The following is a 12937-nucleotide window of genomic DNA, read 5'->3' on the forward strand; positions in this document are numbered from 1 at the left end:
TTAACAGATGAGGGGGGCAACCCGATTGGATTCTTCCAGAAGGCCGTCAAGGACCGGTCCTTCTCATGCCTGTTTCTTCCGATGTCGGGTGAGTGGCAGCGGATTCGGCGGGCTGGGAGTGCCACTGTCCAGAATTTCGCGAACCTTGCGTACGAGAGTATCCGGCGTGAACGGCTTTTCAAGGAAGTGCGTGGACGAATCGAGGATGGAATGGTGACCGATGACATCATCCGTGTAACCGGACATGAACAGCACTTTCAGGTCCGGACGGCGCGAGTGGAGGAGTTTGACTAGTTCAGGGCCATTCATCTCCGGCATGACCACATCGCTGAGGATCATTTGAATCGGGACCGGGCTTTGTTCACAGAGTTCAACGGCTTCCTTGGAGTTGCGGGCTTCCTGGACGGTATAACCATTCATCTCCAAGGTCTCACGCACCAGGGCACGGACCCCCACTTCGTCCTCAACCAGAAGGATGGTCTCGGAGCCCCGCCGCGGGAAGGCAAGGGATTCCTGTTTAAGGGTCTCTGAGAGCGCTTCTTCAACGCGTGGCAGATAAATCTTGATGGTCGTGCCGCGCCCCGGCTCGCTGTACACACGCACATTGCCGGCACTTTGTTTGATGATTCCAAACACCGTGGAAAGTCCGAGGCCGGTCCCTTTCCCGCGCTCTTTGGTCGTAAAGAACGGCTCAAAGATGCGATCCTGTGTTTCCTTGTTCATTCCCGTCCCGGTATCACTCACCGCCAGCATCACGTAGGGGCCCGGATGGTAGGCCAGATGCCGGTGAGCAAAGCTCTCTTCAAGCTCGACGTTCCGGGTTTCGATGATTAACCTCCCGCCCTGGGGCATGGCGTCGCGCGCATTTACTACCAGGTTCATGATCACCTGTTCCAACTGCCCGGCATCGGCCTTCACGCGGCCCAGGGCGGGGTCGAGGTGGGCGACCAACTTAATGTCCTCCCCGACCAGCCGATGCAGCATCCCTTTCATTCCCTCTGCGATCGCGTTCAAATCCAGGATGGTCGGCTTGAGAACCTGTTTCCGGCTGAAGGTGAGCAGTTGCCGCGTCAGGGCCGTGGCGCGGTCAGCGGCTTTCTTGATCTCATCCAGGCTTCGACGGTGAGGGTCTTCCTCGGGGAACTGCATCGCAAGCAGGTTGGAGTACCCTGCAATGGTCGTGAGGATATTGTTAAAGTCGTGGGCCAAGCCTCCGGCCAGTCTGCCCACCGCTTCCATCTTTTTCGAATGTTGAAGTTCCTCTTCGAGGGCGCGACGCTCGGTCACGTCGCGGGCGATGACCTGAACCCCGATGGTCTCTTTGCCGTGGTGAATGGGACGGCTGCTGATTTCCAGTTTGATCCGACGCCCGCCCTTCGCGATGACGTCCAGTTCCTGCGTGCGGGCGGAGCCCTCCGCGGATTCCTGTTCGAGGATGTGGCGGGCGACCTCCGCGCTTTCCGGATCGACCAACTGGGCAATGTTCAAGGTGCGAAGGGCCTCCTGCCGGGTGTATCCGAATATATTTTCACCGGCCTTGTTCAAGGAAATGAAGCGGCCCTTCAAATCGGCCGTGAAAATGATATCGTTGGCATTCTCAAATAGCTCACGGTAGCGAAGGGCGCTTTCGGTGAGCGCCTCTTCGGCCTGACGTCTCTTGCTGATGTCCTCCACCACGCTGATAAAGTGCCTGGGCTCCCCTGAGGAATCCCGCCGCAAGGAGACCGTCATATGCACCCAGATTGTGGAACCATCCTTGCGGCGATAGCGCTTTCCTGCGCTGTAGGACGGGATCTCCCTCATCAGGAGTTGCCGGCGGGCCGCAAGGTCGGCCTCAACCTCTTCGGGGTAAGAAATATCCTGGAACCGCATCGAGAGTATCTCATCCCGGGTATACCCGAGGATGTCGCAGAGGCGTCGGTTCACCACCAGAAATTTGCCGTCCATCCCGGTATGGGTGATGCCGACCGGCGCTTCGTCGAAGGTCGCCAGGTAAAGTTCTTCGCTTTCACGCAGCGCTTCCTCCGCACGCTTGCGCTCGGTCACGTCTGCAAGCGTCCCGGAGACGCCGATGATCTTATTTGTTGGGTCGACCATGGGCCGGGCATGAGTTTCGATCCACTTAAACGCTCCACCGCGAGTCAGGTATCGGACTTCACAACGGCAATCCTCCCCGGGATGTTCAAAGAGGGTCTGAAATTTCTCTGTAATGTAATTTCGGTCTCCGGGATGAACATAGTCCAGGAGATGCTTCCCCAGGCTCTCTTCCACCGTGAAACCGGTAATCTCCGCCCATGCCGGATTCAAAATGACCCATCGACGACTGGGATCGACCTGGAAGATCACCTCTCTCACACTATCGACGAGCAGCCGATACCTTTGCTCGCTGTCCTGCAGGTCGCGGGAGGCGGTAGAGCGGGAGGCTTCGAAGTGTCGGTTCAGAGTCTCCAGTTCAGCCATCCGCGCTTCCAAGTCCTGGTTGAGTGTCTGGATTGTTTCATCGGCTCGCTTTCGCTCGGTCATATCCCGGGTCACTTTGGAGAACCCTCGCAACCTTCCCTGTCGGTCGCGCAAGGCGGTAATGACCACATCGGCCCAGAACTCCGATCCATCCTTCCTGACCCGCCATCCTTCGTCTTCGAGCCAGCCTTCCCGGGCGGCGGTTCGAAGCTGCAGCTGTGGCTTGCCGGCTCGAACGTCTGCCTCGGTGTAAAAACACGAAAAGTTGCGCCCGATGATCTCTTCCGCCCCGTATCCCTTGATGTGCTCTGCGCCCGGGTTCCAGCTGGTGACATTCCCCGTTCGATCCAGCATGAAGATGGCATAATCCCTGACGCTCTCAACGAGCAAACGAAAACGCTCTTCGCTCGTCTGTAACGACCTGGTCTTGAGGGCCAGGCCAGAATCAGAACGGGGTTTACCCTGGGTTTGAAGATCACCCTGATACGCTCTCCTGCGGGATCTTCCTGTGCTTTTCCCGCCTTCCTTTCGCAGGACTTCACGAACAGCGGAAGAGACCTTCTTCACACTGGATATAAGGGTCGCGTCAGGTACACCCGGGCCCTTCATCCTCCTGCGCGCTTCTTTGCGGTGGGGGTCGGTAATGAGGATCCAGGGGATATCGGTTTTCTCTGACGGGATAATTCGAGCAGCGTGGGCTGCTACGGACGGGGGTCTCTTCTCCATGGCCAGAATGATGTTGGGGGCGAAGTCTTTGATATGCTTGGCGAAAGCCCGCTCACTTCTGACCCGCTTCGCCGTGAAATCGATCCGGGCGCGGCGCAGTTGGCGCTCGATCAACTCCGCATCAGTCGGGCTGGTCCGAACCAGGAGAATCCGCGCTTCGTGGTTCATCGGCGAACCTTCCACTTTCCCCGTCATAGGCCGCGAAATGACGGGTGTGCCCAGGACTTGCAGCGGCAACGAGCACAGGGGCCATCAAAAATCATTCTCAACGGTGATCAGGGGGCGGGGGAGATTATAAGTGGGACGTTCAAAGGGTGCACGAAAGCCCACCGAAAAATATGATTTGGATTTCTGCGACGCAGACTCTATTCCCCAGAAGAGCCCATCGGCCGCTTTCGGGCAACGAAAAATTGCCCTCTACCCCGGACAGTCACCATTGTTTGATGTCCTATTCTACACCTCTTCTTGAACTAAAGCCTGGAATGCTCAAGAGATAATTTTCACAAATGGGAAGAGTGAGTGCGGTGGGTGAGGCGAGGGCGCGGGCCACGGCTCAATCGCATGGAAGGGGAATGTAGATCCGTTAATCCAGGACCAGCACGGCCATCTTGCCGTCGGTGATGAGTTTGTCGCCCGTGGCGTTACTGCTCTCCTTGGGAACGGCCGGCCGATCAACCAGGAAGTAGCTCTTGGCCTTGCCGGAAAGAAGCAGATCGTACATCACCTTGGAGCGCTCGCGGTCAATTTGGGAATCGATCTTGTGGATGAAAGTTCTGTTTTCGGGTGAAAACTCGATGGCGATATCATGGGTGGCGGCACAAACCCAGACCCCTTTTCCTTCAAAAGTATCGGGACGCCTCCAGATGCGGAGATGGTGGCGTTTGGAGAAGGTGTTGTTTTGCTTTTGAAAGACCAGGTCGGGCTTATTTCCATCGAGCAAGAGGATGGACATCGGGGCTTCTTTGTACCCCCGGTTTTCGACGACCGCACGGACTGTTTCCAGACCCGATTGGGAATTCAAAGCGGCGGCAGCGACCCACCCCGCCGCTGTGAAGGCTGCTTCGACTTGCTCCTGGGATCCCACGTACATCAGGTTCGTCATGTCCGAGGGTTTGGGCGGTTTTTCCGCGATCGTTTGAAACGGCTCAGCATTGACGAGCCTGGTGAGTTGAGGATCAGGGGAGCCGGAACCGTCCTTGTAGCCACCCGTTGCCCCTGCCAGACCGCTCAAATCCGGCTTGTCGAGGATCTGCAGCGTCATCTCTACGCCCGGTGAATAATCGATCTCCGGCTGCGGCTCCTTGATAATGGCTCCCTTTGCGGCAGTCAAGATATCGGCCAGTCCCGCCAATTTACCGCCCATCTTTCCCAAGCCTTCATCCATTCTTGAAGCCAGGGTTTCTGAGGCAAGAATGCCTACAATCCCTCCCTTGTCATCGACGGTCTCCCGGGCGTTATCCACGCCAACGACCTTAGTTGTCAGCTTAATCTTCTTGCCGCTCGACACTTCCAGTTGGTTGAAATCCAGGAGCAGGTATGCGCGTTGATCGGCTTTCCCGTCGGTCGACTTGACCTCTTTGATCTTTCCGTACAACTTCGTGCCCGGCGGGATGACAGATTTGGTTCCCATCCGGACCGGGGCGAGAACGACCCCCTCGACGCTGTCTCCAGCCTTGGAGCTATTGCTGGCGACCTTCGAGGCGAGTCGAATGTCCATTTCCGTCTTGGACGAAGGCTTGATAACGATGGGCAGTGTCAGGGTAGAAGACACCGCAAGAATGAACCCAGCGGCGAGAAGTCTTCGAATAAGCATAAGCATCCACTCTACTCGGAGTTCCGACTTTAACGATCAATAATCTTACCCAACAAGTCTTAAAATCCAAAATCCAAATTCCAAAATCCAAACAAAACCCAAAAAGAACAAATTCCAAGAGGCAGAAGACCGACAATCCAGTGAGGGCATTAACGGAAAAATGCCGCTTCACCTGTTGTCACGGTTTTGTGCTGTTCCGTCTAAGATTTGTTATTTGGGGTTTGAGAACTTGCTGGGCAATTAATACTTGTTTGGAATTTGGTATTTGGATTTTCCGAATCGACATATCGTCCCTGCTGACCCGGAGGCAGTCTGCTTTTCAAACGGTTTTTGCCGGTGCCGCCGGAATGTTCGGCAGCGGCTTTCCCTGGCCCGGCCCGTGCAATTTCTGGCACGGTTTTTTGCGGCGTGCGAGGTGAAGGTAATCCAGCACGAGCTGGCGCTTCAGATACTGAATGGCCTTGGCGGGATCGACTCCCTTGGGGCACGCGCGGGAGCACTCGCCGGCATAGTGACAGCGGAAGGCGCCGTGTGAGGTACCCGTGAACTCGTTGCGGTCGCGCCGGCCCTCATCGCGGGTATCCTTGTCGTATCGCTCTGCCGCAGCCAGAGGCATGGGTCCCAAATACCGCGCGTCGGTGGCGAGGGTGGGGCAGGCGGCCATGCAGCAGCCACACTTGATACAGTAGGCGAATTGAAGATAGGCCTCAAGCTCCTCGGGGGACTGGTAGAACTCCCCCTCCGCGGTATTGATCTCGGCTTCATCGGCGCGCACGATAAAAGGTTTTATGGAACGGTGTTTATCAAACATCGTCATCAGATCGGGGACCAGGTCGCGGATGATTTCGAAGTTGGGCAGGGGCCCCACGGTCAGATCCGTGTTGGCGATGTGCAGGATCTGGGTGTTGCAGGCGAGCGTCGGCCGGCCGTTCAGAAGCATGCCACAGGAACCGCAGACCCCCATGCGGCACGAATAGCGCCAGGCCAGGGTGGGATCCACATTCTCCTTGATGTAGTGCAATCCGTCCAGCACCGTCATCCCTTCGCGGACCGGGATCCGGTACGACTTCACGTAGGGGGTTCGATCGGTTTCAGGATTGAATCGCGTGACGTGGAAATTGATCTCTCTGGTGGTCTTGTTGTTTTCCGGCATGGTCATCCCCTTCCTCCCGCGATCGCGATGGCATGTGTTGCAATGGCCGCCCAAGTGCCCAGGCCGAACAGTCCCAGCCCCACCACCAGAAGCACAAAGGTGATGGCCTTTTCGACGGCGGGCTTCAGCGTCAGCTCAAACAGGATGGTCCGCAGCCCGTAAAGGCCATGGTAGAGCGCCACGCCGAGGAGAAGAATGTAAGTGACTGTAAAGAAGATCCGGCCGTCACGATAGAGGCTGTTTTCTTTGGAAATGGCCTCGCCGCTATTAGGAGCAAAGAGGTGAGTGATACCCCCCACGTGCATGATGAGCATGTGAAGGCCGAGCAGGAAAAGGATGACCACTCCCGCCGTCATGTGCCAGGTCCAATATTTTGTTTCGTGCATTTCTCCTCCTACTTTCCCAATCCTAGGAATTCAGAGCCGCCCGCAGCGAGAAGAATCGCTGCCAGGATCATCATGACGATCAGCAGGGGCCGCTGGACGTTCAATGAGGTCTTGTAGGGATAAATCGGTTCGATAGGTTTGCCTACGGCAAATCCAAGTTCCACCAGCACCAGGCGGACACCGTTCAGGGCGTGATACGCAAAAGCGGCGAAAACCAGGAACTCCCCGAATTTGAAGATGGGCTGGTGGAAGAATCCCCCTTCGACCCAGAGGTACTGGCCGGTGGCGCGCAGGCTGGTCACTACAACGTGCATCAGAAAGTATAAGAGAATGGCCAGTCCGGTGAGGCGATGCAGGATATAAGCGTAGCGCTCAATGCCCCAGCGCCCGCCCCCGAGCCATCCCCATACCCCGAGGCGATTGTCGTGTCTCTTGATTTCGGCCATGCCAGCCTCCTTGAGTCGAATTCAGGTAATAGGGGATAGGTTTTAGGTGATAGGGAACAGGTTCCAGGCAATAGGGAAACAAGACGAGCGATCAATCCTCGGGACCAATAACTCAGCCCGAACGATCAGTCGACGGCACATCTCTTGCATCGTTCCCCCAAGCCACCCCTGCCACCGATCATCAATTACCTACTACCTATTCCCTACTACCTACCACCTATTTCCTATCACCTACTACCCATCCCTAATACTTCCTCTCCACCGGTTTCCAGTTGGTAATCGTCACGGGCTTGTATTCCAGCCGCGGCTTACCACCGGTGCAATACACCATGGAATGTGCCAGGAACTTTTCATCATCACGCTTCGAGAAATCCGTCCGGGAATGGGCCCCGCGGGATTCCTGGCGTGCCTGACCGGCGAAGAGCAGCACCTCCGCCAACTCGAGCATGTTTTCAGTTTCCAATGCCTGGATGAGGTTGGTGTTGTAGATGCGGGTCTTGTCCTGGATGGAAATCTTTCGAAAGCGTTGCCTCAGATCGGCAATCTTGTCCAGGCCTTCCTTCATGGAGTCGCCGGTGCGGTAAACCCCGGCGTGCTTGTCCATCAGTGTCCGAAGTTCACGGCGGATGAGGGCCGGGTTCTCCGTTCCACTTTGTTTGAGCAGACCATCAAAAACGCGGCTCTCTTCTTCCCGGACTTTGGCCTCCGGCATCGCACTCAGCGTGGTGCCTTTGGTCAGGAACTTTGATATTTCACCTCCGGTAATGCCGCCCCACACAAGGCATTCGGCCGTGGAATTGCATCCCAGACGGTTGGCGCCGTGCATGGAGTGGCACGCCACCTCCCCGGCCGCCCAGATGTTCTCCACCTTGGTCTGGCCGTTGATGTCGGCCTCGATCCCTCCCATGGCATAGTGGGCCACGGGCCGGATCGGGATGGGCTGAGTGATGGGGTCGATTCCCAGAAATTTCATACACACTTCACGGATCAGCGGGAGGCGGTGGTTGATGCGGTCGGCGCCAAGGTGGGTCATATCGAGGTTAATATAATCGAGCCCCTCGGGTCCCGGAAAACCGCGTCCCTCGAGAATTTCCGTCATCTCCGATCGCGACACGATATCGCGGGGCGCCAGTTCCATCATCTTGGGCGCATACTTTTCCATAAACCGCTCACCCTTGTTGTTGCGCAGGTAGCCGCCTTCCCCGCGACACCCCTCCGTCATCAGGATGCCCGAGGGCACCAATCCGGTCGGGTGAAACTGCAGAAACTCCGGATCTTCCAGGGGCAGGCCGGCGCGGAAGGCGATGGCCTGTCCGTCACCCGTGACGGTTTGGGAATAGGTCGTGAACCCATAGAGGTTCCCCAGGCCTCCGGAAGCGAACAGGAGCGCCTTTCCGCGCAAAACGTAGAACTCACCGGTCGGGGCATCGAAAAGCGTGAGGCCGGCAAACCGACCGCCCTCGAGGAGCATCGCCGTGACGAAACACTCGTCGTAGCGCTTGAAGTTGTTGTACTTGACCAGGGTGTCATAGAGGGCCTGCATTTCCATGAAGCCGGTCTTGTCGGCGGCCATGCAAGCGCGCGGGAAAGAATGCCCGCCAAACGGACGCTGCATGATCCGCCCGTCGTCGCGGCGTGACCAGGGGACCCCCCAATGCTCCAGGCGCCGGATCTCATCCGGCGAAGTCCTGACAAACCGATCCACCGTGTCCTGGTCCGCCAGGAAATCGGCGCCTTTGACCGTGTCCCAGGCGTGCAGCTCGAGGCTGTCTCCTTCCTCGGGGCGCATCATCGCAGCGGTGCCCCCTTCGGCACACACCGAATGCGAGCGCATGATCTGGACCTTCGACACGATTCCGATGTCGGCTTTGCCCTGCGTTCGAATGCAGATTTCCACGGCGGCGCGCAGTCCGGCCAGCCCGGTGCCCAGGATTAGTACATCATGAGTTATTTGTTGCATGCTCCATTGACTCCTTGGAATAGCGGAGGGAGGGTCCTTCAGGGTCTGCGGGTATGAAGTGAAGCCTCCTCGTTAATGCGCGATCTGCGTACGCAGTGCGCGCCCTCAATTGCCGGATATCATATCACAAGTTTTTGTTTTCGGAAGAGTCCAATAAAACAAATTCCAGAATCCAATATCCAAAGTCCAAATAAAAACCAAATTCCAATGCACAAACTCCAAGGGAAGCCGATTCGCAATGCTTATATTTCGGTTCCCTTAAGGGCTTCACAGATGGTGGCCGGTCGTACCCATTCCTTCGTTTTAAGTGTTTTGAATTTGGTCCTTGGAATTTATTTGGACTTTGGATATTGGATTTTGGAATTTCCACCGATGGGATGTTCAAAATTCAGACTGAAGGTGGCGGGTTTGGAATTTGTTTATTGGGATTTGGTTCTTATTTGGGTTTTGGAGTTTGGAATTTGGATTTTCCGCCAATGGGATGTTCAAAATTCAGACTGAAGGTGGCGGGTTTGGAATTTGCTTATTGGGATTTGGTTCTTATTTGGATTTTGGAGTTTGGAATTTGGATTTTCCGCCGATGGGATGTTCAAAGTTTGGACTGAAGGTGGCGGGTTTGGAATTTGCTTGCTGGAATTTGGATTTTGGAGTTTGGAATTTGGATTTTCCGCCGATGGGATGTTCAAAATTCAGACTGAAGGTGGCGGGTTTGGAATTTGCTTGCTGGAATTTGGATTTTGGAGTTTGGAATTTGGATTTTCCGCCGATGGGATGTTCAAAATTCAGACTGAAGGTGGCGGGTAGGCGGCTCAGGGTAGCTGTTGCTTCAAGGCGGCAATGAAATCACCCAACTCTTTAGGGTTGAGATCGGAGACTGCCCAGTAAGTCATTTTTGACTTCGCCCAGTGGACCACATGGTAACCCTTTTGTGAGAGGGCTGTTTCGGTCGCGTTCGCATCCTCGGGCGACGGCCAAATGAACAAATTGATAAAATGTTGCCGTCGCTGATAGATTAGGGCAGCCACCGGTTTTCCGCCGAGGTAGTCGATGCGGCCTCCGATGAGGCGAAATCCGTGGTCTGCCAGGTCGACGACGGTGGGTGAGAAATCAACCTTTCCGTTGAACCAGGGCTTCACCGTATGCTGATCGGAGGAGGGCACATCGGTCAAATGGCTGAGCATCAGCGAACGAACATGGCTGTCGATGATCTCCTGGGTCAGGATCTCGTCAGCGGACTGTCTGGAAAAGTGCGGCGCCACATTCCATGTGATTAATGCAACCAGCACGAGAGAGGCCGCCACACTCGCCCACCGCAGGGGCGACCACCCTCCCGACAGCCATACGCGGCGCCCTGAAGGCGATTTGCCACGGATTGTATCCTGAACGCGGTGATGCAGGGTGCCGGGTGCCTTGAAGTAAAGGGAATTGGAGCCGAGCACGGACCGCAATTCTTGCAGTTTCTGGTATTCGGTGGAACACGCCGAACACTCTTGAAGGTGCGCCTCGACCTCAACACTTCTGACGAGGTCAAGTTCGCCGTCAAGATAGCCCTCGAGGAGGGGTTGTACTTCCTTGCAGCTCAAATCACGACTCCTTCTTCATCGCTTTGAGGAGGTTTTGACGGAGCCGTTTGCGGGCCCGCGCCAGGCTTGACATGACGGTCCCGATGGGAACTCCCGCTATATCGGAAATCTCCTTGTAGGACAATCCTTCCAACTCACGCAAAACCAGGATCTCTCGAAAGGTCACCGGCAATTCTTCCATCGCCTGCTGAAGCATCCGACCATCGGCATTCGCCAGGAGCGGCTTTTCCGGGCTGAAGACCTGAGCATCACTGGTGTGCACCTCTTCGTCAAAGACGGTTTCCAATTCCTGCCTCCGGTTCCTTTGCAGCCATGAATAGCAGGTATTCCGCACTATCGTGAGCAGCCAGGAACGGCTGTCCCCGCCCTTGAATCCCCCAAAAAACCGGAATGCACGTAGGTACGATTCCTGCACGAGGTCTTCCGCATCATGCCCGTTGCGGGTTAACCATCGGGCGAGGTTGTGAGCGGCATCCAGGTGCGGCAAAAACATCTGCTCAAACCGCGCACTTGCCTCGTCCATCGGCAGCGATTCGCTTTCCGTCTCCTACACCTTCGTAGGCTAAGACTGGATTGGATGTGATTTTATTCCCACCTTCAGAATAACACGATTTATGGGAATATTCGTGGACTTCCAAGAGTTTAGGTCGCTGAAGAGAGCAAGAAAGGGATTTGAAGTTAAAAGGAGAAACCCATGAAATCATCACTGAATCGACGATCCTTTATGAAAGTGGCCGGCGCCTCCTTAGGGGTGGGGGCGATGTACCGGATCGTTCCGACGTGGGGAAAAGACAAAGAGGGACAAGAGATGGCCCGATTGCTGGGGAAGGCCAATGGTGAATCGGTCTCCCCCTTTTCTTTTGTTCAACTGAGCGATACCCATGTCGGGTTCAGCGGGCCTCCGGACCCGCTGGGCACGAAGGCCTTCGAACTCGCCGTTGAGAAAGTCAACCAGTTGCCTGAAAAGCCGGAGCTGGTTCTTTTCACCGGTGATTTGACTCACGACAGTGAGAATCCGGAAGAGCATGCGAACCGGATGAGGCTCTTTCAAAAGATCTCCAGCCGGCTGAACGTGGCCAAGATCAAACATGTGCCGGGCGAACATGACGCCGGACTCGATGGCGGCAAACTCTTCCACGAGTTCTTTGGCGAGAGCTCTTATTCCTTCGATCATCGCGGCATCCACTTCATCGCGCTCGACAATGTTTCTCGCGCCAGGCCTGAAGTCGGGGAAGAGCAGCGGGCCTGGCTCAAGAAGGATGTGGCACGCTTTTCAAAGTCCTCCCCCATGGTGGTATTCACGCACCGCCCGCTGTTTGATTTGAAGCCGGAGTGGGAATGGTTCACGAGCGATGGGGATGAAGTCATGAATGTGCTGGCCCCTTATGAAAATGTCACGGTGCTGTATGGGCACATTCACCGTCAGAACAGTCAGAAGCTGGGCAATGCTACTCATTATGCGGCCCGGTCACTCATTTTTGCATTTCCCGATCCTGAAAGCGGCGCGGAGAAGAAGCCGATCCCTTTCGATAAGGATCAACCGTTCAAGAACCTGGGAATCCGGCAGATCACGGGAAAACAGGACCAGGTTCCATCATCGGTTTCACTTTCCATCAATGACGTCGAGTTGAGCGTGCGTGAGTTCGCCGGCACGGCGGGTATTCAACAATTCTCAAAAAAAGGAGTAAGTCTATGAAAAGCTTTCTGAAGTCACCCTTGTCTTTATTGGTCGCGGCAGGAATGATCCTGTCAGGTACAGTCCGCACCCAGGCCACCGACACCCCGCGGGAGGTGGTCATCACAGCGAAACGGTTCGAGTTCTCACCCAAGCAAATTACGCTAAAAAAGGGCGAAACCGTGACCTTGAAGTTGACCAGCGAAGATGTCACCCACGGATTCTTTGTCAGGCCCCTGAAGATCGACACGGAGATTGTCCCCGGAAAAACCACAGAGGTCACCATCACGCCCCAGGCAACAGGCAAGTTCACAACCATTTGTGACCACTTTTGTGGAGTCGGTCACGGCAACATGATGATGACCATCGTCGTGGAGGAGTAAGAAGATGTTTCCCCCCAAGGAATTAAGGAGGCGTTGTTTTCAAAGAGGAACAAAGTGGCGGGGTGCCGCAGGCATGTCCACCGAGGCGGATGCCTGCGTCTGCCGTCCTGTAGACAATCGGTGGGCGTGGCCCTCAGGGCAATTTTCGGGCTCCCTCGGACAGAGAAGGAACGCGTGACGGACCAGTCTTCGCAGACATGCAAAAAACACATGCGTGCGACACCCAGTATTTTCCTGGATTGGAAATTGGAAAGGTCTGACCCGAGAATTGGGATTGGAAATTGGAAAGGTCTGACCCGAGAATTCTTGCTGGATTGGAAATTGGAAAGGTCTGACCCGAGAATTCTTGTTG

12 protein-coding genes are annotated in these 12937 nt (G+C 55.6%); 4 read left to right on the top strand and 8 right to left on the bottom strand.

The window, feature by feature from the left end; genetic code table 11:
* Positions 1-63 precede the first annotated feature (63 nt).
* From LAO21_04200 to LAO21_04225, 6 genes are all read right to left on the bottom strand, one after another.
* Positions 64-3354: a PAS domain S-box protein gene (locus LAO21_04200; protein MBZ5551900.1), complete on the bottom strand. Its 3291-nt coding sequence runs from the start codon at positions 3352-3354 to the stop codon at positions 64-66.
* 415 nt (positions 3355-3769) lie between these two features.
* Entirely contained in the window at positions 3770-4999 is a 1230-nt protein-coding gene (locus tag LAO21_04205; GenBank protein MBZ5551901.1) for an LssY C-terminal domain-containing protein, read from the bottom strand.
* Between the two features lie 319 nt (positions 5000-5318).
* On the bottom strand, positions 5319-6152 hold the full coding sequence (locus tag LAO21_04210) for a succinate dehydrogenase iron-sulfur subunit (protein MBZ5551902.1): 834 nt from the start codon (positions 6150-6152) through the stop codon (positions 5319-5321).
* A 2-nt stretch (positions 6153-6154) separates the two neighbouring features.
* On the bottom strand, positions 6155-6538 hold the full coding sequence (locus tag LAO21_04215; GenBank protein MBZ5551903.1) for a hypothetical protein: 384 nt from the start codon (positions 6536-6538) through the stop codon (positions 6155-6157).
* A gap of 8 nt (positions 6539-6546) precedes the next feature.
* Positions 6547-6984: a hypothetical protein gene (locus tag LAO21_04220; GenBank protein MBZ5551904.1), complete on the bottom strand. Its 438-nt coding sequence runs from the start codon at positions 6982-6984 to the stop codon at positions 6547-6549.
* A gap of 244 nt (positions 6985-7228) precedes the next feature.
* The gene (locus tag LAO21_04225; protein MBZ5551905.1) at positions 7229-8944 is read right to left on the bottom strand and encodes a succinate dehydrogenase/fumarate reductase flavoprotein subunit; all 1716 of its coding nucleotides are present in this window, start codon (positions 8942-8944) and stop codon (positions 7229-7231) included.
* Positions 8945-9151: 207 nt separating this feature from the next.
* Here LAO21_04225 and LAO21_04230 point away from each other — a divergent pair, with 207 nt between their 5' ends.
* The gene (locus tag LAO21_04230; protein MBZ5551906.1) at positions 9152-9445 is read left to right on the top strand and encodes a hypothetical protein; all 294 of its coding nucleotides are present in this window, start codon (positions 9152-9154) and stop codon (positions 9443-9445) included.
* A gap of 57 nt (positions 9446-9502) precedes the next feature.
* On the top strand, positions 9503-9748 hold the full coding sequence (locus LAO21_04235; GenBank protein MBZ5551907.1) for a hypothetical protein: 246 nt from the start codon (positions 9503-9505) through the stop codon (positions 9746-9748).
* 5 nt (positions 9749-9753) lie between these two features.
* Here LAO21_04235 and LAO21_04240 read toward each other — a convergent pair whose 3' ends face one another.
* Positions 9754-10527: an anti-sigma factor gene (locus LAO21_04240; GenBank protein MBZ5551908.1), complete on the bottom strand. Its 774-nt coding sequence runs from the start codon at positions 10525-10527 to the stop codon at positions 9754-9756.
* A 1-nt stretch (position 10528) separates the two neighbouring features.
* Entirely contained in the window at positions 10529-11050 is a 522-nt protein-coding gene (locus LAO21_04245) for a sigma-70 family RNA polymerase sigma factor (GenBank protein MBZ5551909.1), read from the bottom strand.
* 171 nt (positions 11051-11221) lie between these two features.
* On the opposite strand from LAO21_04245, the gene LAO21_04250 reads away from it, so the two are divergent.
* The gene (locus LAO21_04250) at positions 11222-12223 is read left to right on the top strand and encodes a metallophosphoesterase (protein MBZ5551910.1); all 1002 of its coding nucleotides are present in this window, start codon (positions 11222-11224) and stop codon (positions 12221-12223) included.
* Complete coding sequence (locus LAO21_04255; GenBank protein ID MBZ5551911.1) at positions 12220-12585, top strand: cupredoxin domain-containing protein; 366 nt, start codon at positions 12220-12222, stop codon at positions 12583-12585. The genes LAO21_04250 and LAO21_04255 overlap by 4 nt, the downstream gene beginning before the upstream one ends.
* Positions 12586-12937 lie beyond the last annotated feature (352 nt).

Source organism: Terriglobia bacterium (genome assembly GCA_020073085.1).
Classification (GTDB): domain Bacteria; phylum Acidobacteriota; class Terriglobia; order JAIQFV01; family JAIQFV01; genus JAIQFV01.